Annotated in this window: 19 protein-coding genes and 3 tRNA genes; 14 read left to right on the top strand and 8 right to left on the bottom strand. The window is 60.1% G+C overall.

What is annotated here, in order from left to right; genetic code table 11:
- Window positions 1-21: 21 nt before the first annotated feature.
- Together pbpG and folD are read right to left on the bottom strand one after the other, a co-directional pair.
- Window positions 22-960, bottom strand: a complete 939-nt coding sequence (gene pbpG, locus A9971_RS06115) for a D-alanyl-D-alanine endopeptidase (protein WP_183001692.1) — start codon at window positions 958-960, stop codon at window positions 22-24.
- A gap of 282 nt (window positions 961-1,242) precedes the next feature.
- On the bottom strand, window positions 1,243-2,097 hold the full coding sequence (gene folD / locus A9971_RS06110; RefSeq protein WP_011062276.1) for a bifunctional methylenetetrahydrofolate dehydrogenase/methenyltetrahydrofolate cyclohydrolase FolD: 855 nt from the start codon (window positions 2,095-2,097) through the stop codon (window positions 1,243-1,245).
- A 280-nt stretch (window positions 2,098-2,377) separates the two neighbouring features.
- Here folD and A9971_RS06105 point away from each other — a divergent pair.
- From A9971_RS06105 to A9971_RS06065, 9 genes are all read left to right on the top strand, one after another.
- A tRNA-Arg gene (locus A9971_RS06105) sits at window positions 2,378-2,454 on the top strand.
- 32 nt (window positions 2,455-2,486) lie between these two features.
- Window positions 2,487-2,562: transfer RNA gene (locus tag A9971_RS06100), tRNA-His, on the top strand.
- 57 nt (window positions 2,563-2,619) lie between these two features.
- Window positions 2,620-2,704, top strand: a tRNA-Leu gene (locus tag A9971_RS06095).
- Between the two features lie 411 nt (window positions 2,705-3,115).
- Window positions 3,116-4,426 carry a trigger factor gene (tig, locus tag A9971_RS06090; RefSeq protein WP_169893241.1) on the top strand — a complete coding sequence of 437 codons (1,311 nt, stop codon included), beginning with the start codon at window positions 3,116-3,118 and terminating at the stop codon, window positions 4,424-4,426.
- A gap of 92 nt (window positions 4,427-4,518) precedes the next feature.
- Window positions 4,519-5,154 carry an ATP-dependent Clp endopeptidase proteolytic subunit ClpP gene (clpP, locus tag A9971_RS06085; protein WP_011062274.1) on the top strand — a complete coding sequence of 212 codons (636 nt, stop codon included), beginning with the start codon at window positions 4,519-4,521 and terminating at the stop codon, window positions 5,152-5,154.
- A 112-nt stretch (window positions 5,155-5,266) separates the two neighbouring features.
- Window positions 5,267-6,550 carry an ATP-dependent Clp protease ATP-binding subunit ClpX gene (gene clpX, locus A9971_RS06080; RefSeq protein ID WP_011062273.1) on the top strand — a complete coding sequence of 428 codons (1,284 nt, stop codon included), beginning with the start codon at window positions 5,267-5,269 and terminating at the stop codon, window positions 6,548-6,550.
- Between the two features lie 162 nt (window positions 6,551-6,712).
- On the top strand, window positions 6,713-9,109 hold the full coding sequence (lon, locus tag A9971_RS06075; protein ID WP_011062272.1) for an endopeptidase La: 2,397 nt from the start codon (window positions 6,713-6,715) through the stop codon (window positions 9,107-9,109).
- Between the two features lie 148 nt (window positions 9,110-9,257).
- The gene (locus A9971_RS06070; protein WP_011062271.1) at window positions 9,258-9,530 is read left to right on the top strand and encodes an HU family DNA-binding protein; all 273 of its coding nucleotides are present in this window, start codon (window positions 9,258-9,260) and stop codon (window positions 9,528-9,530) included.
- 226 nt (window positions 9,531-9,756) lie between these two features.
- Window positions 9,757-11,628, top strand: coding sequence for a SurA N-terminal domain-containing protein (locus A9971_RS06065; RefSeq protein ID WP_183001019.1), 1,872 nt, complete (start codon window positions 9,757-9,759; stop codon window positions 11,626-11,628).
- Between the two features lie 69 nt (window positions 11,629-11,697).
- On the opposite strand, the gene A9971_RS06060 is transcribed toward A9971_RS06065, so the two are convergent.
- A complete protein-coding gene (locus A9971_RS06060) occupies window positions 11,698-12,663 on the bottom strand; it encodes an AraC family transcriptional regulator ligand-binding domain-containing protein (RefSeq protein ID WP_065363209.1) in 966 nt (321 codons plus the stop codon).
- Window positions 12,664-12,729: 66 nt separating this feature from the next.
- Here A9971_RS06060 and A9971_RS06055 point away from each other — a divergent pair, with 66 nt between their 5' ends.
- Window positions 12,730-13,608, top strand: coding sequence for a sterol desaturase family protein (locus A9971_RS06055; RefSeq protein ID WP_019093765.1), 879 nt, complete (start codon window positions 12,730-12,732; stop codon window positions 13,606-13,608).
- A 58-nt stretch (window positions 13,609-13,666) separates the two neighbouring features.
- On the opposite strand, the gene A9971_RS06050 is transcribed toward A9971_RS06055, so the two are convergent.
- Complete coding sequence (locus tag A9971_RS06050) at window positions 13,667-14,872, bottom strand: MFS transporter (RefSeq protein WP_053159505.1); 1,206 nt, start codon at window positions 14,870-14,872, stop codon at window positions 13,667-13,669.
- 124 nt (window positions 14,873-14,996) lie between these two features.
- Here A9971_RS06050 and A9971_RS06045 point away from each other — a divergent pair, with 124 nt between their 5' ends.
- Window positions 14,997-15,896 (top strand): LysR family transcriptional regulator, encoded by a 900-nt coding sequence (locus tag A9971_RS06045; RefSeq protein ID WP_011062266.1) that lies wholly within the window; start codon window positions 14,997-14,999, stop codon window positions 15,894-15,896.
- 92 nt (window positions 15,897-15,988) lie between these two features.
- The gene (locus tag A9971_RS06040; RefSeq protein ID WP_011062265.1) at window positions 15,989-16,834 is read left to right on the top strand and encodes a DUF2242 domain-containing protein; all 846 of its coding nucleotides are present in this window, start codon (window positions 15,989-15,991) and stop codon (window positions 16,832-16,834) included.
- A gap of 5 nt (window positions 16,835-16,839) precedes the next feature.
- Here A9971_RS06040 and aceE read toward each other — a convergent pair whose 3' ends face one another.
- A complete protein-coding gene (gene aceE, locus A9971_RS06035; RefSeq protein WP_183001018.1) occupies window positions 16,840-19,515 on the bottom strand; it encodes a pyruvate dehydrogenase (acetyl-transferring), homodimeric type in 2,676 nt (891 codons plus the stop codon).
- Between the two features lie 160 nt (window positions 19,516-19,675).
- On the opposite strand from aceE, the gene A9971_RS06030 reads away from it, so the two are divergent.
- Window positions 19,676-20,146 (top strand): MarR family winged helix-turn-helix transcriptional regulator, encoded by a 471-nt coding sequence (locus A9971_RS06030; RefSeq protein ID WP_011062263.1) that lies wholly within the window; start codon window positions 19,676-19,678, stop codon window positions 20,144-20,146.
- Window positions 20,147-20,157: 11 nt separating this feature from the next.
- Here the strand turns inward: A9971_RS06030 and A9971_RS06025 are convergent, their stop codons facing one another.
- Window positions 20,158-21,246, bottom strand: coding sequence for a transketolase-like TK C-terminal-containing protein (locus A9971_RS06025; RefSeq protein ID WP_065363211.1), 1,089 nt, complete (start codon window positions 21,244-21,246; stop codon window positions 20,158-20,160).
- Between the two features lie 214 nt (window positions 21,247-21,460).
- Here A9971_RS06025 and A9971_RS32845 point away from each other — a divergent pair, with 214 nt between their 5' ends.
- Entirely contained in the window at window positions 21,461-21,586 is a 126-nt protein-coding gene (locus A9971_RS32845; protein ID WP_011062261.1) for a hypothetical protein, read from the top strand.
- A gap of 28 nt (window positions 21,587-21,614) precedes the next feature.
- Here the strand turns inward: A9971_RS32845 and A9971_RS06020 are convergent, their stop codons facing one another.
- Together A9971_RS06020 and A9971_RS06015 are read right to left on the bottom strand one after the other, a co-directional pair.
- Complete coding sequence (locus tag A9971_RS06020) at window positions 21,615-22,655, bottom strand: AraC family transcriptional regulator (RefSeq protein ID WP_183001017.1); 1,041 nt, start codon at window positions 22,653-22,655, stop codon at window positions 21,615-21,617.
- A gap of 4 nt (window positions 22,656-22,659) precedes the next feature.
- Complete coding sequence (locus tag A9971_RS06015) at window positions 22,660-23,790, bottom strand: carbon-nitrogen hydrolase family protein (protein ID WP_183001016.1); 1,131 nt, start codon at window positions 23,788-23,790, stop codon at window positions 22,660-22,662.
- Between the last annotated feature and the right edge of the window lie 301 nt (window positions 23,791-24,091).

Below are 24,091 nucleotides of genomic sequence, written 5' to 3'. Positions count from 1 at the left end.
GCCGTTGTTTTTTGCCGGGTATCAGTGTGAGGCCTGGGGAGCGGCGACCTGACGGTTCTTCAGGTTCTTGTCCGCTTTGTAGCGCAGGGCGACGTCCGGTACCGAGCCGCTCCTACCGGTTTCGACCCAATTGCGGATGCGGCTGGCATCGGCGAAGTGGGTGTATTTGCCGAAGGCATCGAGAATCACCAGCGCTACCGGGCGATTACCCATGCTGGTGACCAGCACCAGGCAGTGGCCGGCCTGGTTGGTAAAGCCGGTCTTGGTGATCTTGATGTCCCATTTTTCCTTGTTCACCAGATGGTCGGTATTACGGAAGCCCAGGGTGTAGTTGGGCTTGCGAAAGGCTACGGTCTTTTCCTTGGTGGTACTCAGTTCGCTGAGCAGCGGGTACTTGCGCGAAGCCACCAGCAACTTGCTCAGGTCACGGGCGGTGGAAACGTTGTGGATCGACAGGCCTGTAGGTTCCACGTAGCGGGTGTGGGTCATGCCCAGGGACTTGGCCTTGGCGTTCATTGTTGCGATGAACGCCGCGTAGCCGCCCGGGTAGTGATGGGCCAGGCTGGCGGCAGCACGGTTTTCCGAAGACATCAGGGCGATCAGCAGGGTGTCCCGGCGGCTCAGCTCACTGTTGAGCTTGACCCGGGAGAACACCCCTTTCATTTCCGGGGTATCGCTGATGTTCATGGAGATGTATTCGTCCAGGGGCAGCTTGGCGTCCAGGACCACCATGGCGGTCATCAGCTTGGTCACCGAGGCGATGGGGACTATCACGTCCGGGTTGCTGGAATAGATGACTTTGTTGGTCTGCAGATCCAGCAGCAGGGCGCTGCCGGACGCGATATGCAATTGTGAAGTGTCTCTTGGCGCCGCGGTGGTTTCGCTGGCGTCGACGCTGTGCGCGATCAGTGTGCCGGACACAGCAAACAACAAGCTGAGAATGGAGAGACGAATTTTCACGCGGGCGGACTCGATAAAGAATGGATATGCCGTTGGCTAACGGGCTTTCTGGGAAAAACGTTACATTTTATGAGTATGGCTGAAGAACTGTCGATTGTTCTTCCACGGTCAGCCGAAAGCCCTTAAAAATAAAGAAAAAACACGTTTTTTTCCTGAACGGTAGGGCTTTGCGCAGCAATGGGCGTGGGCTAAGAGTCAGGGGTGATAAAGACTCCGGGCGGCCTTTAATTTCAGAATAAAAAAACCCGCCATTGGCGGGTTTTCTGTTGCGGGGCAGCAAACTCAGCTGTGCAGCGATTCGGCTGCGTACAGCGTGTTTTCCAGCAGGCAGGCGCGGGTCATGGGGCCGACGCCACCAGGTACTGGGGTGATCCAGCCGGCGCGGGGCAGGGCGGTTTCATACACCACGTCACCCACCAGCTTGCCGTCGTCCTGGCGATTGATGCCAACGTCGATGACGATTGCGCCTTCCTTGATCCACTCGCCCTTGACCAGGCCCGGCTTGCCGGCAGCTACGACTACCAGGTCGGCACGGCCGACATGACCAGCCAGATCCTTGGTGAAGCGGTGGGTCACGGTCACGGTGCAACCGGCCAGCAGCAACTCCATGGCCATCGGGCGACCAACGATATTGGAAGCGCCGACAACCACTGCATCCATGCCGTACAGATCGGCACCGGTGCTTTCCAGAAGGGTCATGATGCCCTTGGGGGTGCAAGGGCGCAGCAGTGGAATGCGCTGGGCCAGGCGACCGACGTTATAAGGATGGAAACCGTCCACGTCTTTGTCCGGGCGAATACGCTCCAGTAATAGAGAAGCGTCCAGGTGCTCGGGAAGCGGCAACTGCAGCAGGACGCCATCGATGTTCGGGTCATCGTTGAGGCGGTCGATCAAGCCGGCCAGGTCCTCTTGAGTGGTGTTGGCGGGCAAGTCATAGGCTTGGGAAAGGAAGCCGACCTCTTCGCAGTCTTTACGCTTGTGCGAGACATAAACTTGAGAGGCCGGGTCGCTGCCGACCAGAATCACCGCGAGGCCTGGAGTACGCAGGCCTTGCTGGCGACGCTCGGCGACGCGTTTGGCGATCTGCTGGCGCAGGCTAGCGGCGATCGCCTTGCCGTCGATTAGTTGTGCAGTCATGACGCGTGATTAACCATCGAGAGGGTGAGAAAAAGAGAACGCATTCTCGCATGTCGGAACGTGAGGGCAAAGGCGCTTGGTCTGCAAATTCCCCTAAGCCCTTTAATTAAATGAATTTTTTTCAAAAAAGAGTTGACGACCTAACGGACCGTCTATAACATTCGTCGCACTTGTCGGGCACAGCCTAGCACTGGTTAAGAAGGTCGGGCAGAGTTGATGTTTAACTCGTAACGACTGAAAGCAATTAGTTTGTAATCGTTAAAGAATACAGATTAATAAGGCGCCCGTAGCTCAGCTGGATAGAGCATCCGCCTTCTAAGCGGATGGTCGCAGGTTCGAGTCCTGCCGGGTGCGCCATTAGGCAGCTTTGGCACAAGTAACGCAATATGGTGGGCGTAGCTCAGTTGGTAGAGCACAGGATTGTGACTCCTGTTGTCGTGGGTTCGATCCCCATCGTCCACCCCATATTCGAAGAAGGCGCCAGATTAATAGTCTGGCGCCTTTGCTTTAAAAGCTTGTTACGCGGACGTGGTGGAATTGGTAGACACACTGGATTTAGGTTCCAGCGCCGCAAGGTGTAAGAGTTCGAGTCTCTTCGTCCGCACCAATAAAGTAGCTAGTTAATAGCAGATAACGGCGCAGCACCTGAAAAGGGCTGCGCCGTTTTCGTTTCTGGATTCGATACCTCTAAGTGGCTGCATCCGATGAGCCGGTTGAGTGGCAGAATGTTGTCCTTTGGTCGTTGAAGGTTCCGGGTTTCAGCTATTGGCTGGCGTTTTTCAGGGGTGTGCTGAACGACTCCTTCTATATATAGAAGGGTTGAAGTAGAGGCCCTGGTTTGGTTCGCAATATTTGCTCTCATGGCGAGGCTCAATCCTTTGTCCCCGCCTTCACATTGCCGGCGGTTTTTTACCCGTTTTCAGTAGGGTGACTTCTTGAGTTTGACCCTCTAGAATGCATGCCCTTGATTCTGGGGTCGGAAAACGGCCGGCTAACGTCTGTGCAACGAGGAATATCCATGCAAGTTTCTGTTGAAAATACTTCTGCTCTTGAGCGCCGCATGAGCATCACCGTGCCGGCTGAGCGCATCGAGAGCCAGGTCAACAAGCGTCTGCAGCAGACTGCCCAAAAGGCCAAGATTCCAGGCTTCCGTCCTGGCAAGGTTCCAATGAGCGTGATCCGTCAGCGTTATGAGGCTGATGCGCGTCAAGAAGCAGTAGGTGATGTGATCCAGGCTTCCTTCTATGAAGCCGTTGTCGAGCAGAAACTGAACCCTGCCGGCGCTCCTTCGGTCGAGCCTAAAGTGCTGGAGAAGGGCAAGGACCTGGAGTACGTTGCCACTTTTGAAGTGTTCCCAGAGTTCACTGTTGCCGGCTTCGAAAGCATCGCCGTTGAGCGCCTGAGCGCTGATGTGGCTGATGCCGACCTGGATAACATGCTGGAAATCCTGCGCAAGCAGAACGTGCGTTTTGAAGTGGCCGATCGTGCTGCGCAGAACGACGATCAACTGAACATCGATTTCGTTGGCAAGGTCGACGGTGAAGTCTTCGCCGGTGGTTCGGCCAAGGGTACCCAGCTGGTGCTGGGCTCGGGTCGCATGATTCCTGGCTTCGAAGAAGGCCTGGTAGGCGCCAAGGCGGGTGAAGAGCGCGTCTTGAATCTGACCTTCCCTGAGAACTATCAGAACCTGGATCTGGCCAACAAGGCCGCCGAGTTCACTGTGACTGTCAACAGCGTTTCCGAGCCTAAGCTGCCAGAGCTGACCGAGGAGTTCTTCGCTCAGTTCGGTATCAAGGAAGCGGGTCTGGAAGGCTTCCGCGCCGAAGTTCGCAAGAACATGGAGCGCGAGCTGCGTCAGGCCATCAAGTCCAAAGTGAAGAATCAGGTCATGGACGGTCTGCTGGCCTCCAACCCGATCGAAGTGCCGAAGGCGCTGCTGGACAACGAAGTTAACCGTCTGCGCGTTCAAGCTGTCCAGCAATTTGGTGGCAACATCAAGCCGGATCAACTGCCAGCCGAGCTGTTCGAAGAGCAGGCCAAGCGTCGCGTGGTACTGGGTCTGATCGTTGCCGAGGTTGTTAAGCAGTTCGATCTGAAGCCTGATGAGGACCGCGTTCGCGAGCTGATCCAGGAAATGGCTTCGGCTTATCAGGAACCTGAGCAGGTCGTGTCCTGGTACTACAAGAACGAGCAGCAATTGAACGAAGTTCGTTCGGTTGTGCTGGAAGAACAAGTTGTGGATACTGTTCTGCAGAAAGCTAGCGTGACCGACAAATCGGTCTCCTACGAAGAAGCGGTCAAGCCGGTAGAAGCACCTCAAGCCGACTGATTTTCTTCTCGTTCGAAGCACACACCATAAGCCAGCCTTCGCGCTGGCTTATGCGTATTCAAGACGTGACTATTTGGGAGTGACTGCAGAGCATGTTCCGTAATTCGTATATTCAGCAGAACTCTGATATCCAGGCCGCAGGCGGCCTGGTCCCGATGGTTGTCGAGCAGTCCGCTCGTGGCGAGCGCGCCTACGACATCTACTCGCGCCTCCTCAAGGAGCGAGTGATCTTTCTGGTGGGCCCTGTAGAGGACTACATGGCCAACCTGATCTGTGCGCAACTGCTGTTCCTTGAAGCGGAAAACCCGGACAAGGACATCCATCTCTATATCAACTCCCCGGGCGGTTCGGTGACAGCCGGCATGTCGATCTACGACACCATGCAGTTCATCAAGCCTAACGTTTCAACCACGTGTATTGGCCAAGCATGCAGCATGGGCGCGTTCTTGCTGACAGCCGGTGCTCCAGGCAAGCGTTTCTGCCTGCCAAACTCCCGAGTGATGATTCACCAGCCACTGGGCGGTTTCCAGGGCCAGGCATCGGATATTGAAATCCATGCCAAGGAAATCCTCTTTATCCGTGAGCGTCTCAACACGCTGATGGCCAAGCATAGCGGGCGCACCCTGGAAGAAATCGAGCGCGATACCAATCGCGATAACTTCATGAGCGCCGAAGCTGCGCGTGAGTACGGGTTGATCGACGAAGTCATCAACCAGCGCCCCGCTTAAAATAAGCAGCTCAAAATAGGCATGGTTGGTTGTTCCGATCAGTGGCGGGCTTGAAAAAGCCCGCAATAGCCTTCATCTTGTGTTGCAAGCCTATCGGATTTGGATCGAACGAATGACTGACACCCGCAACGGCGAGGACAACGGCAAACTGCTTTATTGCTCCTTCTGTGGCAAAAGCCAGCATGAAGTGCGCAAATTGATTGCCGGCCCCTCGGTCTTTATCTGCGACGAGTGCGTCGACCTGTGCAATGACATCATCCGTGAGGAGGTGCAGGAAGCACAGGCCGAGAGCAGCGCGCATAAATTGCCTTCGCCTAAAGAAATCAGCGGCATCCTTGATCAGTATGTGATTGGTCAGGAGCGTGCAAAAAAGGTTCTAGCAGTAGCGGTGTACAACCACTACAAGCGTCTGAACCAGCGTGACAAGAAGAGTGACGACGTCGAACTTGGCAAGAGCAACATCTTGCTGATCGGCCCTACAGGTTCGGGTAAGACGCTGTTGGCCGAAACCCTGGCTCGCCTGTTGAATGTACCTTTCACCATCGCCGATGCCACTACCCTGACCGAAGCCGGTTATGTGGGGGAAGACGTCGAGAACATCATTCAGAAGTTGCTGCAGAAGTGCGACTACGACGTAGAGAAGGCCCAGATGGGCATTGTCTACATCGATGAGATCGACAAGATTTCCCGCAAGTCTGACAACCCTTCGATTACCCGGGATGTTTCCGGCGAAGGCGTTCAGCAAGCCCTGTTGAAGTTGATTGAAGGCACGGTTGCCTCTGTTCCGCCGCAAGGTGGTCGCAAGCATCCGCAGCAGGAATTCCTGCAGGTCGATACCCGTAACATCCTGTTCATCTGTGGTGGTGCGTTCTCGGGTCTGGAAAAGGTTATTCAAAACCGTTCCACCAAGGGCGGCATCGGTTTCAACGCAGAAGTTCGCAGCAAGGAAGAAGGCAAGAAAGTCGGTGAATCCCTGCGTGAAGTCGAGCCTGACGATCTGGTCAAGTTCGGTCTGATCCCGGAATTCGTCGGTCGTTTGCCAGTCCTGGCGACCTTGGATGAGTTGGACGAAGCGGCATTGATTCAGATCCTCACCGAACCGAAGAACGCCTTGACCAAGCAGTACGCCAAGTTGTTCGAGATGGAAGGTGTTGACCTGGAGTTCCGTACCGATGCCTTGAAGTCCGTCGCCAAGCGAGCCCTAGAACGCAAGACTGGTGCTCGTGGTCTGCGCTCCATTCTTGAAGGTGTTCTGCTCGACACTATGTATGAAATCCCCTCGCAGTCCGAGGTGAGTAAAGTAGTGATCGACGAAAGCGTTATTGAAGGCAAGTCCCAGCCACTGTACATCTATGAGAACAGTGAGCCGACGGCCAAGGCAGCGCCAGACGCGTAAGCGTCGCGCTGTTGGAATGAAAGAAGGGGCCTTCGGGCCCCTTTGTTTTTAGCGCCTTAAAGTGCTGTCTTTGAGCTTGTTTTTTTTCCAGGCAGCCCCCATCTTGGTTTCAAGCTTACTTCCATCTGTTTACGGCCTTACGGCCGCCGTAGAGGCGAAATCATGAAGACAACCATCGAATTGCCTCTCCTGCCATTGCGTGATGTTGTGGTTTATCCGCACATGGTTATCCCGCTGTTCGTGGGGCGCGAGAAGTCGATCGAAGCCCTCGAGGCAGCGATGACGGGCGACAAGCAGATTCTCTTGCTGGCGCAGAGAAACCCTGCTGATGACGATCCCGGTGAAGATGCACTCTATCGCGTAGGTACCATTGCGACTGTCTTGCAGTTGCTCAAATTGCCTGATGGCACCGTCAAGGTATTGGTTGAAGGCGAACAGCGTGGTGCTGTTGAGCGCTTCAGCGAAGTTGATGGCCATTGCCGTGCCGAAGTCTCCCTGATTGACGAAGTCGATGCTCCTGACCGTGAGTCGGAAGTGTTTGTTCGCAGTCTGCTGTCCCAGTTCGAGCAGTACGTGCAACTGGGCAAGAAAGTCCCTGCCGAGGTGCTGTCGTCCCTCAATAGCATCGATGAGCCAAGCCGCCTGGTGGATACCATGGCTGCGCACATGGCGTTGAAGATCGAGCAGAAGCAGGAAATCCTCGAGATCATCGATCTGTCCGCTCGGGTCGAGCATGTCCTGGCATTGCTGGACGCCGAGATCGATCTGCTGCAAGTGGAAAAGCGCATCCGTGGTCGCGTCAAGAAGCAAATGGAGCGCAGCCAGCGCGAGTACTACCTGAATGAGCAGATGAAGGCCATTCAGAAAGAACTGGGTGATGGCGACGAAGGGCACAACGAAATCGAGGAGCTGAAAAAGCGTATCGATGCCGCAGGCCTGCCAAAAGACGCCATGACCAAGGCTCAGGCCGAACTGAACAAGCTCAAGCAGATGTCGCCGATGTCTGCCGAGGCGACTGTGGTCCGCTCTTATATCGACTGGTTGGTTCAGGTGCCGTGGAAGGCACAGAGCAAGGTTCGTCTCGATCTGGCACGTGCCGAAGATATTCTCGATGCCGACCACTATGGCCTGGAAGAGGTCAAGGAACGGATTCTCGAATACCTCGCCGTACAGAAGCGGGTGAAAAAGATTCGTGGCCCGGTACTGTGCCTGGTGGGGCCTCCTGGGGTGGGTAAAACCTCCCTGGCGGAGTCGATCGCCAACGCTACCAACCGCAAGTTCGTACGCATGGCCCTGGGTGGCGTGCGTGACGAGGCGGAGATTCGTGGGCATCGTCGGACTTACATCGGTTCGATGCCAGGAAGATTGATTCAAAAGATGACAAAGGTGGGGGTGCGCAACCCACTGTTCTTGCTCGACGAAATCGACAAGATGGGCAGCGATATGCGCGGTGATCCGGCCTCGGCATTGCTCGAGGTGCTGGACCCCGAGCAGAACCATAATTTCAACGATCACTACCTGGAAGTCGATTACGACTTGTCCGATGTGATGTTCCTCTGCACCTCCAACTCGATGAATATTCCGCCGGCCTTGCTGGACCGGATGGAGGTGATTCGTCTGCCTGGCTACACCGAGGACGAGAAGATCAACATCGCGGTCAAGTACCTCTCGCCCAAGCAGATTCAGGCCAACGGCCTGAAGAAGGGCGAGCTGGAATTCGAGCCGGATGCGATCCGCGACATCATTCGCTACTACACCCGCGAGGCCGGTGTACGCGGCCTGGAGCGGCAGATTGCCAAGGTCTGCCGCAAGGCGGTGAAAGAGCATGCGATGGAAAAGCGCTTCTCGGTGAAGGTCACTTCCGACCTGCTGGAGCACTTCCTCGGCGTGCGCAAATTCCGCTACGGCCTGGCCGAGCAGCAAGACCAGATCGGTCAGGTGACCGGGTTGGCATGGACTCAAGTGGGCGGTGAACTGCTGACCATCGAAGCCGCTGTGGTTCCGGGCAAGGGCCAGTTGATCAAGACCGGTTCCCTGGGCGATGTGATGGTCGAGTCGATCACTGCAGCACTGACCGTGGTGCGCAGCCGGGCCAAGAGCCTGGGCATTCCCCTGGACTTCCACGAGAAGCGCGACACCCACATCCACATGCCTGAAGGGGCGACCCCGAAAGACGGCCCCAGCGCGGGTGTAGGCATGTGCACGGCGCTGGTTTCGGCGCTGACCGGCATTCCGGTGCGGGCTGATGTGGCAATGACGGGCGAGATCACTCTGCGTGGTCAGGTATTGGCTATCGGCGGGTTGAAAGAGAAATTACTCGCCGCTCATCGGGGTGGAATCAAGACAGTGATCATTCCGGAAGAGAATGTTCGCGATTTGAAAGAAATTCCTGACAATATCAAGCAGGATCTGCAGATTAAACCGGTTAAATGGATTGACGAAGTCCTGCAAATTGCGCTGCAATACGCGCCGGAGCCCTTGCCGGATGTGGCTCCCGAGATAGTCGCAAAGGACGAAAAACGCGAGTCTGACTCTAAGGAAAGAATTAGCACGCATTAGTACGCATTAGCCTGGGGGGCTTCCTTGACAGCTTTTTAGAGCCCTTGTTATAAAGCGGCTCTTAAGTGTCTGTAGGCCATTCAGCACTCGTTTTTGCTTTCACCAAAAAACTTAGAATCATACTCATAGATATATAAGGGGACTTAGAGTGAACAAGTCGGAACTGATTGATGCTATCGCTGCATCTGCTGATCTCCCGAAAGCTGCTGCTGGCCGTGCGCTGGACGCAGTAATCGAATCCGTTACTGGCGCTCTGAAGGCCGGTGACTCTGTGGTGCTGGTTGGTTTCGGTACTTTCTCCGTAACTGATCGTCCAGCGCGTATCGGTCGTAACCCACAGACCGGTAAGACTCTGGAAATCGCTGCTGCTAAAAAGCCAGGTTTCAAAGCCGGTAAAGCACTGAAAGAAGCCGTTAACTAAGTTTCTTCAGGGTCTTTGCCCATCCGGGTCGGGGTCATGCCTGATCTGGCAGCGGGGCGCTAGTCAACCGGTCTACCACCGGTTCACGCCGAGGGTCGCGGGTTTAACCTTCGTCCGCTCCGCCAGTTACGAGAAGGCGCATCCTCGGATGCGCCTTTCTTCTATCCGGACTCTACCCACGCTCCACGGTTGCTCAAATTGAAGTACAACCGTTTCTGGGGGACGCATGCTGCAGAATATCAGGGACAATTCACAAGGCTGGATTGCCAAAACCATCATCGGGGTTATCGTCGCGCTGTTGGCGTTGACGGGATTCGATGCCATTTTCAAGGCCACTACCCACAATCAGGACGCGGCCAAGGTCAACGGTGAGGAAATCACTCAGAACGAGTTGAGCCAGGCCGTCGACATGCAACGTCGTCAGTTGATGCAGCAGCTGGGCAAAGACTTCGATGCCTCCCTGTTGGACGAGAAGATGCTGCGCGAAGCTGCTCTCAAAGGGCTGATCGACCGCAAGCTGTTGCTGCAAGGTGCGCAGGATTCCAAGTTCGCGTTCTCCGAGGGTGCGCTGGACCAGGTCATTCTGCAAACGCCGGAGTTCCAGGTTGATGGCAAGTTCAGCCCCGAGCGTTTCGACCAGGTGATCCGTCAACTGGGTTACACCCGCCTGCAATTTCGCCAGATGCTGACTCAGGAAATGCTGATCGGCCAGGTACGCGCCGGTCTGGCAGGCAGCGGTTTTGTCACCGACGCCCAGGTGCTGGCATTCGCCCGTCTGGAAAAGCAGACCCGTGATTTCGCTTCCCTGACCATCAAGGCCGACCCGGCAGCGGTCAAGCTGACCGACGACGAGGTCAAGGCGTACTACGACCAGCACGCCAAGGAGTTCATGACGCCGGACCAGGTGGTGATTGATTACATCGAATTGAAGAAGGCCGCCTTCTTCGATCAGGTCAGCGTCAAGGACGAGGACCTGCAAGCGCTGTATCAGAAGGAAATTGCCAACCTGTCCGAGCAACGCCGCGCCGCGCACATCCTCATCGAAGTCAATGACAAGGTGAATGAGGCCCAGGCCAAGGCCAAGATCGAAGAGATCCAGGCACGTCTGGCCAAGGGCGAAAGCTTCGAGGCATTGGCCAAGGAGTTCTCCCAGGACCCGGGTTCGGCCAGCAACGGCGGCGACCTGGGTTTCGCAGGTCCTGGCGTCTATGACCCAACCTTCGAGAAAGCCCTGTACGCCTTGAACAAGGACCAGGTATCGGCGCCGGTACGTACCGGCTTCGGTTTCCACCTGATCAAGCTGCTGGGTGTCGAAGCGCCGGAAGTGCCGAGCTTCGCCAGCCTCAAGGGCAAGCTGACCCGGGATCTGAAGACCCAGCAGGTCGAGCAGCGTTTCGTCGAGGCCACCAAGCAACTGGAAGACTCGTCGTTCGAAGCGTCCGATCTGGCACAACCGGCCCAGGACCTGAAGCTGACTGTCCACACCTCCGCGCCATTCGGCCGTGAAGGTGGTGACGGCATCGCAGCCAACCGCGCCGTGATACAAGCGGCGTTCAGCACCGAAGTCCTCGATGAGGGTGCCAATAGCACCGCCATCGAACTGGACCCGGAAACCGTGGTAGTGCTGCGTGCCAAGGAACACCGCAAACCTGAGCAACTGCCACTGGAAAGCGTTGCCAGTGCCATTCGCACGCAATTGGCCAAAGAGCACGCCAGTGCCGCGGCCAAGACCAAGGCTGAAGAGCTGATCGCCAGCCTGCGCGACGGCAAGACCGCGCTGAACAAGCCGGTGGATGGCCAGGACTGGAAAGTCGCGCATGCCGTGACCCGTGGCCAGGAAGGGATCGATCCGACCGTGCTGCAGGCGCTGTTCCGCATGACCAAGCCTGAGTCCAAGGACAAACCGACCTTCACCAGCGTGACCCTGTCTAATGGCAACCTGTTGGTGCTGCAGCTCAATGGTATCAACGAAGCCGCTGCGCCGACCGAGGAAGAGAAGGCTCAATACCGTCGCTTCCTGGCCTCGCGGGTAGGGCAGCAAGACTTTGCCGCCTACCGCAAGCAGCTGGAAAACCAGGCGGACATCAAGCGTTACTGATGCCTGACCCACAGTGTTGAAAAGACCCCGGCCGCAATGCCGGGGTCTTTTTTTGGGCTGGAAAAAACCTCAGCCAAGGGCGTTCTTCCAGCGTTTGCGTGCATGCAGGTAGGCCGCCTGATCGTTGTAGCCCAACTGCAGGGCAATCTGGGCCCGGGATTCGCCTTGCAGTTGCAGGTGCATTTCCAGCTCGGCGCGGGTCTGGTCGAGCAATTCGCGAAAGCTCAACCCCTGTTCGTCCAGGCGTCGCCGCAGCGTTCGCGGGGTTTGATGCAGTTGCGCGCAAAGGCTTTCCAGGGTTGGTGAGTGGCCGGCGGCCAGGGCCTGGCGACAAGCCGCTGCCACCTTGGCGGCCCAACCGCTCTGTCGCCGGTGCAGGGCCACCCGTCGATCCAGCTCCTCGCTCAGCAGTTCCAGCATGCCGGCGTGGCGGGTTTGCAGCGGCAGTTGCAGGGTTTGCGGGTCGAAGTAGAAACGGTTGGCCGGGCAATCGAATTCGATCCGCTCGCCGAACCAGTGATGGTACTGCGCGTGATAGGCCGGGCGCGGATGGCTGAAGCAGGCCAGTACCGGCTGCACTGCAAGGCCGGTGCCACGGCGCAACTGAGTGATGGACATGACGCCATAGTGCTCGATCAGGTAGCGGCCGAGTTGCGCCGATGTGTCGATATCAACCTCGACACCGGCCCCCCGGGTATCCGTCACCAGCTGTACCCGGTCGGTATCCGAACCCAAGGGCGCGTAGCGCACCCAGAACGCCATGGATGCGGCGACATCCGGACAGTACAGGCTGGCGTGGGCGATCACGTGCCAGTCCTGGGGGGTGAAGCGTTCGAACAGCTTGAGGCCGATGGCCGGCTCCAGCGCTGCCGCGGCGCGCCACAGCTGCTCCAGCTGCAGCAGGTTGTAGTCCTGCTGAGGGCCGGTGTTCTGGTCATCGAGAAAGCGTTGCAGGACTTCACCCAGGCGCCCGCGATGGAAGCGCGGGGTCATGCCCTTGGCCGGATCTCGCGGAATTCTGTCCAGTTCGCGCATAGAGCGGGCTGCCTTGCTGATCTCTAATGGTGGGGCGATGCCCACAAGGATAAGAGCGAGAATGCCATGAACCACGACCTGCTGACCAACAACCCGCTGCTGATCGTTTCGGCGATCTTTGTGTTTTTCATCCTCCTGGAAATCGCCTGTTCGGCCTTTGGCCAACCTCGCGGCCAGCGCCGTGATGTGTTGATCGAGGCAGTGGGCTCAAGCCTGTTGCTCGGTGTGACCTTTCCCCTGGTGATGTGGGCCAGCGGCGCGCTCATGCAGCTATCGCTGCCCGAAGCAAAGGGAGCACTGGCACAGATCCCCTGGGTACTCGGCCTGCTGCTGTTCCTGGTCTTCGATGACATGACCCAGTACTGGTGGCACCGCTTGACCCACCGCGTACCGGCGCTGTACGCGTTGCATCGCGCGCACCATTCGGCGCCCTACATGAGCATTCGCATCGTCTACCGCAACAACAGCTTCTATTACCTGCTGATGCCCGGCATCTGGTTCTCGGGAGTGTTGATTTATCTGGGGCTGGCGCCGGTCTACTACGGTTACCTGATTCTCAAGATGACGGTGATCTTCGCCGCTCACAGCAGTGTGGCCTGGGATGACAAGCTGTACCGCATCGGTTTTCTGCGGCCGCTGATGTGGTTGCTGGAGCGGGTCTTTTCTACGCCGTCCACCCATTCGGCGCACCACGGCCTGAGCGCCGAGGATGGTGTGACCCATTACAAGGGCAACTTCGGCAACCTGCTGTTCCTCTGGGATGTGCTGTTTGGTACGGCGAAGATCACTCGGCGCCGGCCCGTTGCCTATGGCATCGAACACTTGGCACCCGTGAGCTGGACGCAAGAGTTGTTCTGGCCGCTGGTACGCAGCCGTAAAGCCCGCTCCAGTGCAGGGGCGAAGGTAGAGGGCGCCTTGCCGGCGAACCCTGCTTCGCAAGGCTAGGCATTCTTTCACGAGCCCTGGTGCTGGAGCCCCGGCCACCCGAGCCGGGCGCCGGATTTTAAGCTCGGGCAGGGAAGCCCTGGCGCCGGGCGTTCATCGCCACCAGCAAGGTCACCAGCAACAGGGCGGCAATCACCCAGGGGAAGGTGGCCACGCCCGGCCCCTGCAGCAGCAACGCGCCGCCCAGGCCGCCACCGGCGATTGCCAGGTTCCACAGGGTCACCAGCATCGACTGCGCAGTATCGGCGTGCTCGCCGGCGGCCTTGGCCAGCGCAGTCTGCAGCAAGGTGGCCATGCCGCCAAAGGACAGCCCCCAGATAGCGATTGCCCCATAGATTGCCAGTGGCCGGTCGCCGAGCAGGCCCAGCAGCAGGGTCGAGCCGATAAACAGCAGACAGCTGGCCAGTACCAGCTCACGCAGCCAGCGGTCGATTAGCACGCCCACCAGCCAGATGCTCAGCAAGGCGGCCAGGCCGAACACCAGCAACACCCGCTCGATTTCCCCGCCAAGCCCGGCCGGCTCAAGAAAAGGCGCGATGTAGGTGTAGAGAATGTTGTGGCCCAGCACATAGGCGAAGGTCACGAACAGCACCGGCCGGATCCCCGGCAGGGTCAGGACACGACTCAGCGACAGCCGCTTCTGCGCCCGCAGCCCGGGGAAGTCCGGCACTTGCACCAGTACCCAGCCGATCAGGCCCAGGGTCAGCACAGTCATCACGGCGAAACTCATGCGCCAGCCCAGCAGGGCGCCCAGCCAGGTCCCGGCGGGCATGCCCACCGACAGCGCCAGCGGCGCGCCGAGCATGGCCAGGGTAATCGCCCGGCCCTGCAAGTGTGGCGCCACCATGCGGCTGGCATAACCTGCCACTAGGGCCCAGAGCAAGCCGGCGAAGACTCCGGCAAAGAAGCGCGCCACCAGGATCAGGCTGTATTCGGTGGAGAGGGCCGTGATGCTGTTGACCACGGCGAAACCGCCGATGGCGATCAGCAGCAGGGGCCGGCGCCGCCAGCCCTGGGTGAGGAGGATCAGCGGAATGGCCGCCAGCAGTGAGCCCAGGGCGTAGACGGTCACCAGTTGGCCGATCAGCGCTGCAGACACGCCCAGGTCGGCACTCATCTGCGGTAGCAGGCCGGCGGGCAGGGTTTCGGTCATCAGGGTGATGAACCCGGCAGTGGCCAGGGCCAGCAGGCCGCCGACAGGCAGGCGTTCGTGGGTTGTGGCAGGTACTTGCAAGGGTTCGCAGGCATTGACGCAATTGCTCATGGAAAGGCCCCGATGGGTGGGTTCGGAAGTGAGGGGCCTAGGGTAGGGCGCTGTTCATGGCGGAAAAATAGGCTAAGGTTCCGAACTTATCGGACACAGGTGTCCTTAATTTCGGAGCGACGCGATGGACTGGCTCGGCAGTATCCCGGTGTTTATGCAGGTGGCGGAAACCCGCAGCTTCACCGAAGCGGGGCGCCTTCTGGGAGTCTCTTCCTCGGCGGTTGGCAAAAGTATTGCCCGTCTGGAGGAGCGCCTGGAGACTCGTCTGTTTCATCGCACCACCCGCAGCATCAGCCTCACCGCCGAAGGCGCCGGATTCCTCGAACGCTGCCGCAGGATCGCCGCCGAAGTCGAGGCGGCGGAGTTCCAGCTATGTGACTCTTCCAGCGCGCCGGTGGGCAAGCTGCGGGTCAGCGCGCCGCAGGTCCATGGGTTGTTGATGCCGGTACTGGCCGAGTTCATGCAACGCTATCCGCAGATCGAGCTGGATATCGACCTCTCCGATCGCATGGTGGATGTGGTGGAAGAGGGTTTCGACCTGGTAGTGCGCACCGGCAACCCCAAGGACTCGCGGTTGCTGGCCCGGCAGCTGGGGCGCTTTCGCATGGTGCTGGTGGGCAGCCCCGGCTATTTCCAGCAGCGCGGCGTGCCGCAGACCCCGCAGGAATTGCGCAGTCACTCCTGCCTGCGGCATACCTTTCACCACACCGGCAAGCTCGAGGCCTGGCCCTTCAAGGTTCAAGCGGATGCGCCGGAGCCGGTGCTGCCCACTCGCCTGACCAGCAGCTCCATCGAGGCGGTGGAGCACGCGGCGCGCAGCGGGCTGGGCATTGCCTGCCTGCCGGACTTCATGGTCCAGGCCGCGGTGCGCCGTGGCGAGTTGCAAACCGTGCTCGACCCATACCTGGAGCACAACGGCGCCTTCTGGGTGTTGTGGCCCTCGAGCCGGCATGCAGCGGCCAAGCTGCGGGTGTTGATCGAGCACTTGAGCGAGCGACTTTTTCCGGCAAACAGTGGTCAGTAAACTGATGAGAAATTTAAGGCACCAATTACCCGCGCTGCGGGACGCTGATCTGTTGCACAATACGCGCCGGAGCGTTTTCCTCAGGATTCTCGATGTTTAAATCATTTCATCTGCGCGCCACGGCCGGGGTGTTGCTGCTGTCTGCGGTGGCCGGCTGTTCGTCGCACAAGACCGCCATCTACGAGCACGAAAGCTTCGATGATTCCGGCACGTTTTCGCGCAATTACCCGGTGAGCGATGCCGCCTCTTGTGAGGCCGCGCGGCGTGCCCTGCTCAGCCAGGGCTACATCATCACCAGCAACGATCCGAAGCTGGTCAGCGGCCACAAGAGCTTCCAGCAGACCGGCGAGACCCACCTGGAAATCAGCTTCAACGTGGTTTGTGCCCAGGACGGCAGCGGCGACCAGCGTTCGACGATGTTCGCCAACGCCCTGCAGGATCGCTATGCGCTGAAGAAGGTCAACAACTCGGCCAGCCTCGGCGTGGGCGTGCTGGGCTCGGTGTCGATGCCGATCGGCTCTACCGATGATTCGATGGTCAAGGTGGCCAGCGAAACCGTGTCCTCGGCCAAGTTCTATGACCGCTATTTCGCCCTGGTGGAGTTGTTCCTGCCCCAGGAAGCGAAGAAGGCGGCGCATATCGAAGAGAAACCCAAGGCCGACCTCGGGGTTCCCGAGAACAAGCCCGAGGCGCCAGCCAAGCCCGAGCCCAAGGCGCAGCCAGTGGTCGAGCCTGCCCCTGTGGCCGCGCCGGCACCCGCCACCGAGCCTGAGCCTGCGGTCTCGCAACCCCTGGCTCCTCCGGCCGAGGCGGCGCCGATAGTGCCGGCAGCCAGCAGCGAGCCAGCGCCCGCCACACAAACCGTCACGCCGCCACCGGCCAGCAACCTGCCGCCGCCCAGCGAGCCGATTCCGGCCCTGCCGAGCAGCGGGCACTAAGGCACCTAGACCGAGCTCGGGTCGACTTTTTCAGCGTCGATCCGATAGCGGCTCAAGGCTTCGCCGACCTGGCTGTAGGGTATCTCCCCGTCATCGGCCAGGGCTTTCAACGCCGCCAGGGCGATGAAATGCCGGTCCACCTCGAACAACTGCCGCAGGTTTTCCCGGGTGTCGGACTGGCCGAAGCCGTCGGTGCCCAGGGCCACGAAGCGCCGACCCTCGACGAAGGGGCGGATCTGGTCGGCGAACAGTTTCATGTAGTCGGTGGCCACCACCAGCGGGCCTTGATGGCCTTCCAGGCATTGCTCGACATAGGCCGCTCGCCGAGGCTGCTGCGGATGCAGCACGTTCCAGCGCTCCGCCGCCAGGCCCTGGCGGCGCAGTTCGGTGAGGCTGGTGGCACTCCAGATGTCGCTCTGCACCCCGAAGTCCTTCTCCAGCAGCTGCCCGGCGGCGATCACCTCGCGCAGGATCGAGCCGCTGCCCATCAGTTGCACCCGCGGGGCTTTGGCGCCCTGGGCGGTGCTTGAGCTGAAGCGGTACAAGCCCCTGAGAATGCCTTCGCGAGCACCTTCGGGCATGGCCGGTTGCGGGTAGTTTTCGTTGAGCAGGGTGATGTAGTAATACACATCCTCCTGCTGCACATACATGCGCTGCATGCCTTTATGGATGATCACCGCCAGTTCATAGGCGAAGGTCGGGTCGTAGGAGATGCAGCAGGGGATCACCGAGGCGAGGATATGGCTGTGGCCGTCGTCGTGCTGCAGGCCTTCGCCCATCAGCGTGGTGCGCCCGGACGTGGCGCCCAGCAGGAAGCCCCGGGCCCGCGCATCGCCGGCGGCCCAGGCCAGGTCACCGATCCTTTGGAAGCCGAACATCGAATAGAAGATGTAGAAGGGCAGGGTCATGACCTGGTGGTTGCTGTAGGAGGTACTGGCGGCGATCCATGAGGAAATCGCCCCGGATTCGTTCAGGCCCTCCTGCATGATCTGGCCGTCCTTGCTCTCCTTGTAGTAGCTCAGTTGCCCGGCATCCTGTGGGGTATAGAGCTGGCCCACCGCCGAGTGGATGCCGATCTGGCGGAACAGGCTTTCCATGCCGAAGGTGCGCGACTCGTCAGGCACGATCGGCACCACCCGCTTGCCGATCTGCGGGTCCTTGAGCAGGGTGCCGAGGATGCGCACGAAGGCCATGGTGGTGGAGATCGCCCGGTCGCCGGTGTCCTTGAGCTGGGTGGCGAAGGCTTCCAGGGCCGGGATCTGCAGCGGTGCGCAGTCGTTGTAGCGAGCCGGCACATAGCCCCCCAGGCGGCTGCGACAGGCTGCGAAGTAACGGCCTTCCGTGCTGTCCGCCGTGGGCTTGAGGTAGGGCATTTCAGCCAGTTGCTCATCGCTGACCGGCAGTTCGAAGCGATCACGGAAGGCCTTCACTGCCTCGGCCCCCATCTTCTTCAACTGGTGGTTGATGTTCTGGCCTTCGCCGGCCTCGCCCATGCCGAAGCCCTTGACGGTTTTCGCCAGGATCACCGTGGGACGGCCGCTGTGGCGTACTGCGGCGGCATAGGCGTTGTAGACCTTGATCGGGTCGTGGCCGCCCCGGGAGAGCTTCCAGATCTGCTCGTCCGAGAGATCGGCCACCAGCTCCAGCAATTGCGGGTACTTGCCGAAGAAATGCTCGCGCACATAGGCGCCGTTCTGCGACTTGTAGTTCTGATAGTCGCCATCCACGCACTCCATCATGCGCTGGCGCAGCAGGCCGCTGCGGTCCTTCTCCAGCAGCGCGTCCCAGCCGCTGCCCCAGATCACCTTGATCACGTTCCAGCCGGCGGCGCGATACAGGCTTTCGAACTCCTGGATGACCTTGGCGTTGCCCCGTACCGGGCCATCGAGGCGTTGCAGGTTGCAGTTGACGACGAAGATCAGGTTGTCGAGTTTCTCCCGCCCGGCCAGGGAAATCGCCGCCAGGGATTCGGGCTGGTCCATTTCGCCGTCGCCGAGGAAGGCCCAGACCTTGCGCCCCTGGTGCTGCTTGAGCCCGCGCAGTTCCAGGTAGCGCATGAAACGCGCCTGATAGGCCGCGGTGATCGGCCCCAGGCCCATGGATACAGTGGGGAACTGCCAGAAGTCCGGCATCAGCCTGGGGTGCGGATAGGAGGAAATGCCCTGGCCATCGGCCTCGCGGCGGAAGTTGTCGAGCTGGGCGGCGCTGATCCGGCCTTCCAGGTAGGCGCGGCCGTAGATGCCTGGGGAGGAGTGGCCCTGGATGTACACCATGTCACCGTCGAAGCTGTCGCTGCGGCCGCGGAAGAAATGATCGAAACCCACGTCGTAGAGCACGGCTGCCGAAGCATAGGTGGCGATGTGGCCGCCCACGCCCGAATGCTTGCCGGCGCGCAGCACCATGGCCATGGCGTTCCAGCGGATCATCGCGTTGAGCTTGCGCTCGGTCTCCAGGTCGCCGGGGTAGGGCAGCTGCCGATCGGGGGCAATGGTGTTGATGTAGGGCGTGGTCACCCGGCCATGGAAGTCGCCGTGGCGTGCCACGTCGAAATCCAGCAACTGGTCGATCAGGTAATGGGCCCGCGGGCGACCTTCCACCGTCAGCACCGACTCCAGAGAGTCGAGCCACTCGCGGGTTTCCTGGGGATCGTTATCGAGGGTTGCACTGTTGTTCTGGGTCATACCTGGCTCCGTGTTGGGCGGGGTTCCAGCGCGCGGATTCTTGTGGAATCGGAGGGTATTCGGCGCCGGGAAAAGTAATTGCAATTGCAACTACATGGCCGAATCTATCCCGGCATGCGCTACTATTGCAACCCTTCTTCAAACCTTCGGATGGTGTGGCATGTCTTCAAAAGAGCCCGATGTCTGGTTCCGTTTTGTCAGGGCTCACCGGACGGTGATTCGCGAAATCGAGCGCCGCCTGGCCCAGGCCGGCTTGCCGGCGTATGCCTGGTACGACGCCCTCTGGGGCCTGGAAAGCGGCGCCGAAGGTACCCGGCGCATGCACGAATTGGCAGATGTGCTGGCCATTGAGCGCTACAACCTCACACGCCTGGTGGACCGCCTGGAAAAAGACGGCCTGGTGCAGCGCTCGCGCTGTGAGGGCGATGGTCGCGCGGCCTTTGTCAGCATCACCGACGAAGGCCGAAAGCTGCGCAAGAAGATGTGGAAAATCTACGAGGCGACAGTGGCCGAGCTGTTTCTTTCGCAACTGGACAGCGAGCAGAAACACGCCTTTGCCGATGCCCTGGAACGCACCGCGACCCTGGCCCGGGCGGCGGCCAACGGTGGCGACACAGGCTCCAAAAGCTGAGCCCGGTACCGTCAGGGCAGGCCATAGGTCGCCATGGCCTGTTCCACGCATTGCATGGGCAATTGCCCAGCGTCTGCCAGGCTCTTGAGCGCCAGCACGGCGATCCAGCGAGCCTCGGGGCAGCGGCCGCGTCGCGGGTCGCGGGCGGCATCGAAGGAGTCGGTGCCCAGGGCCACCAGCTCGGCCTTGAGGTGAGGGCGTAGCTGTTCGGCCACCGCCTGGCCGTAGCCAGTCACTGCAATCACGGGCGCCGAGTCATCCGCCAGGCAGCGCTGCAGGTGTGAGCCGCGCTTCTCCTGCCCAGGATGCAGGCGATTCCAATGCTGCGCCGCAGCCGCTTCCCGCGCCAGGCGGGTGTAGCTGGGGCAACTCCAGAGCTGGCTGGCCACCTTCCAATCACGCTGCAGCAGATCCGCCGCGGCCCTGACCTGGGCAAACGCCCGGCCGGCGCCCAGCAGTCGCACGCGCCCCGCCGCTGGGTGGGCAGTGGTGTCCGTCACCTTGTACATCCCCTGCAATGCGGCTTGCCGTTGCTCGGGCGTCAGTTCCAGTTGCAGCTCATGGTCATGCAGGGCCAGGTAGTAGAAGCCTGGCTGGCCCTCGATATACAGGCGTTGCAGGGCCTCCAGGATAATCGCCTCGGCCTCCGCGCCAGTGGCCGGGTCGAATGGCAGGCAGTGCGGGTTGTGGGCCAGCCACAACGCCAGTGACGGGTCGGCACCCTTGGGCCATGGGGAGGTTTGGGTCTCACTGTCGTTGCACAGGATGCCCCGCGCCGCGGTCTCGGCGCTGACCGCGCACAACTGCGCCGAAGAACTGCAGCGGTGCAGATAGAGCAGGGGTTTTTCCGCGCTGTCGGTGGAGAACCACAATGGCCAGGCGCTGATCCGGGTACTCCTTTGTGGTGCGCTGTGGCTGCGCACCACAAAGGACTGGCGTGCGGTGCGCCGGTCCAGCTCCAGGGTATTGGCCATCTCCAGCACGGTGTTGAGTGGCGAACCGCCAGGGGGGCGGGCGCTCCTGAGCAGGTCCAGGCAGGCCTGGGCCGCCTGTTGCGCGAGGGCCTTGTGGCGAGTGGGGAAAAGTGAGGATGGGTTCATGCTCGGCGCCGTCCGCAAGGGGGGAGAGCGGCTACCCTAACGGATTGGCAAATATGATTGCAATTGCAATCGTTGCAGTTGCATCTGTGTTCGAGGGTTAAATTCCTCACGGGCTGTTACGTTTTAATGATAGAAATCCTGACCTGGGGGGTAGTATTTTTTCTGTCATCCCGGCACTTTATGCTGATCCCGATGGTCATTAGGCACAGGGCTATTGAACAAGGTCTTTCAACAACGGAAAAAGGAGTCCGCCATGGACGAATACCAAGAGGAACTGCTGGAGTATCAGGCTTTCGAGCTGGATCCTCTGGAACCTGCAGAAGACGCCACCGAGCTGTAACGCCGGTGGCGTTTTTTTTACCGTTTCTCTAGCCGAATTGTCGGTGGCTGCGGCGAAAATCCCCGGGGGTCTGGCCATTCCAGCGCTTGAAGGCCCGTTGAAACGCCTCGGCTGAGGCAAAGCCCAGCAGATAGGCAATCTCCCCGAACGCCAGTTCAGTATCGCGAATGTAGGTCATGGCCAGGTCGCGGCGGGTGTCATTGAGAATTGCCCGGAACTGCGTCCCTTCTTCCGCCAGCTTGCGCCGCAGGGTCCAGGTCGGCAGCTTCAGGCGCATCGCCACTTCTTCCAGGCCCGGCTCGCGACCGCCATTGAGCAAAGGCCCCAGCATCTGAATGATGCGTTCGCGCAGGCTGCGGGTGCGGGTCAGTTGTTCCAGTTCTCTCACGCACAACTGCACCAGATGCCGCCAGGTGCTCGGGCAATGCTGCGGGTTGCGCAGGCCCAGGCTGGCCTGGCTCAGGCGCAGCTGGTTCTGTTCGGCGCCGAACTGGATAGGCGTGGGGCCGAGCACCGCATAGGCCTCGTGGTAGTCCGGGCGCTGGAATTCGATATCGATCTGTTCGGCGTGGATCGCCTGGTCGGCGACGCTGGACAACTGCTGCAGCCAGCCGGAGATGATCGAGTCCACCACGAAGCGGTTGTAGGCGTTGTACGGGCTGATGGAGTAGAAGCACAGCCAGGCGCCGCTGGCATCCTCGTGAAAGCTCGACTGGCCGCGATAGTTGGAGCCATACAGAGCTTCGAAGCGGGTCAGGCAGCGGGCTGCTTCGCGCACGGTGGGGGCCTGGGCTGCGGTCACTCCGGCCAGGCCGGCCTGGCTCAGCCGGCTCAGGCGGCCCATGCGCAAGCCCAGGGCCGGGTCTCCGGTCAGCTGGATCGCCCCGTGGCCCAGGCGCATGTAGCGCGGGATTGACAGCCGCGCTCCGGCTTCGGCCAGGCGTGCGGCGTCCAGGGCGTACTGTTCCAGCAGGGGGGTGGGGTCCTGCCCGTAGCTGAGGACCGCGTCCACCAGGCTATGGACGAAGCCCACCGACAAGTCGCCCAGGCGCATCGGTGGGGTTTTCATTGGCCTACAACCAGATGTTCAGCAGGCGGGCGCCGCGGTTGCCGTCGTCGGCAAAGGTCTGGCCGTTGCTGTTGATGAAACTCTGGCCACTGCTGCGTTGGTCCCAGAATTGGCCGCGCAGGAACACGCTGACCCCGGCGCTGGCCAGGCTGCTGGGTGCGCGCGCAGTCAGTGTCAGGCGATGCCAGGCCTCACCCTCGCTGACTTCCTCGGGCTTGAGGCTGACTTCGCTGGGGGTGGCGATGCTCTTGTATCCGCGCCAGGGTTTGTCCCAGCCATCACGGCCCATGACAAAGGCCGGGACCGCCACCAGTTGGGCGTGCTGGTCATTGAGCTTGCGGTAGTTGTCGGGGTACCAGCTGTCGCTGCCGATCAGCACACCGAGGCGCCCGGCCGGGGTGTCGATAACCTCCAGCGCTTTGTCGGCATCGCCCTTCACGTAGCCGCTTTCGGCATAGGTCGGGTAGATCTGCCGCTGGGGCTGGCCCATGGGCAGGCCATCGCTGCCAAACACCAGGCTGCTGTTGTACAGGGCGCCGCTGCCGATCTGCAGGTTGCCCTGGCTGACACTGGGTTCTGGAAGAATGATGCTGCCGGCCACCAGGGTCACATGAAACTCCTTGGCCAGGCCGCCGAACAACGACTGATAGTCCTGAGCCATCCTCTTGGCCTTCATGCGCAGGTACGCATCGTCCAGGCGGCTGTCACCCCTGGCGCTGATCAGCGCCTTGAGAAACGGCAGCGGGTTGCTCACCGCCAGCCAGTTCATTGCCTCTTTCAGAGAGGTGGCCTGATACAGCTCATTCTTTTCACCACTGACCATCAGCCAGGTGCCGACATGCTCGGGCAGCACGACGATGGTCTTGTCATTGACCAGGCCCTTGTCACGGGCTTGCTGCATGTAGGCCGCAAGCTTGCGATGCAGGCGCTCGATGCTCTGGTAGTCGGTGGGGAACAGCTCGGGCTGGATTGCCAGCAGGTTGCCGTGGTCGGCAGGCACACCCTGGTCCACCGCGAGCTGGATACGCAGGTCCGACAGGTAGTGCGCCCCTGGACGATCACGGGTCCAGATGGCGTAGCTGGTGATGGCGGCAAGCAGGGCCAGGGTGAGGGTGATGTAGAGAAGTTTGCGCATGGGAAAACAGTCAGCGGCCGTGTGCTGGATCGTGACATTTCTCGGAAATTTGGACCAAAGGTACAGGAAAACAGTGTGTTAGAGCGGTTTTTTGCATGAAATGGGTCATTTTCCGTAGCGTCTCGGGCTTTTCCCTGGGCTGCGCCTGCGATGTCGCCTCAGGGGGGAGAAGGCTGGCAGGGTGCTGCGGTCCTGCGTCGAGCGAGTCAGGTTTAGTGCAGTTGCCCCTACTTTCGTCGAAGTTTGAGGTTTTGCACGTTGATGGGTTGTTCGACAATGAAGCGATCTTGAAAGTTCTTCA

This window comes from Pseudomonas sp. UME65, assembly GCF_014170225.1.
GTDB classification, from domain to species: domain Bacteria; phylum Pseudomonadota; class Gammaproteobacteria; order Pseudomonadales; family Pseudomonadaceae; genus Aquipseudomonas; species Aquipseudomonas protegens.
The sequence above is the reverse complement of the archived record's forward strand: the minus strand, read 5'-3'. Positions and strand labels throughout refer to the sequence as shown.

Coding starts and splice junctions, on each gene's coding strand:
- A9971_RS06060 (WP_065363209.1), bottom strand. CDS start 12,663: ATGCGCGAACTGGACAGAATTCCGCGAGATCCGGCCAAGGGCATGACC.
- clpP (WP_011062274.1), top strand. CDS start 4,519: ATGTTCCGTAATTCGTATATTCAGCAGAACTCTGATATCCAGGCCGCA.
- A9971_RS06020 (WP_183001017.1), bottom strand. CDS start 22,655: ATGAAAACCCCACCGATGCGCCTGGGCGACTTGTCGGTGGGCTTCGTC.
- A9971_RS06025 (WP_065363211.1), bottom strand. CDS start 21,246: ATGAACCCATCCTCACTTTTCCCCACTCGCCACAAGGCCCTCGCGCAA.
- A9971_RS06045 (WP_011062266.1), top strand. CDS start 14,997: ATGGACTGGCTCGGCAGTATCCCGGTGTTTATGCAGGTGGCGGAAACC.
- A9971_RS06065 (WP_183001019.1), top strand. CDS start 9,757: ATGCTGCAGAATATCAGGGACAATTCACAAGGCTGGATTGCCAAAACC.
- clpX (WP_011062273.1), top strand. CDS start 5,267: ATGACTGACACCCGCAACGGCGAGGACAACGGCAAACTGCTTTATTGC.
- aceE (WP_183001018.1), bottom strand. CDS start 19,515: ATGACCCAGAACAACAGTGCAACCCTCGATAACGATCCCCAGGAAACC.
- tig (WP_169893241.1), top strand. CDS start 3,116: ATGCAAGTTTCTGTTGAAAATACTTCTGCTCTTGAGCGCCGCATGAGC.
- A9971_RS06040 (WP_011062265.1), top strand. CDS start 15,989: ATGTTTAAATCATTTCATCTGCGCGCCACGGCCGGGGTGTTGCTGCTG.
- A9971_RS06050 (WP_053159505.1), bottom strand. CDS start 14,872: ATGAGCAATTGCGTCAATGCCTGCGAACCCTTGCAAGTACCTGCCACA.
- A9971_RS06030 (WP_011062263.1), top strand. CDS start 19,676: ATGTCTTCAAAAGAGCCCGATGTCTGGTTCCGTTTTGTCAGGGCTCAC.
- lon (WP_011062272.1), top strand. CDS start 6,713: ATGAAGACAACCATCGAATTGCCTCTCCTGCCATTGCGTGATGTTGTG.
- folD (WP_011062276.1), bottom strand. CDS start 2,097: ATGACTGCACAACTAATCGACGGCAAGGCGATCGCCGCTAGCCTGCGC.
- A9971_RS06015 (WP_183001016.1), bottom strand. CDS start 23,790: ATGCGCAAACTTCTCTACATCACCCTCACCCTGGCCCTGCTTGCCGCC.
- A9971_RS06055 (WP_019093765.1), top strand. CDS start 12,730: ATGAACCACGACCTGCTGACCAACAACCCGCTGCTGATCGTTTCGGCG.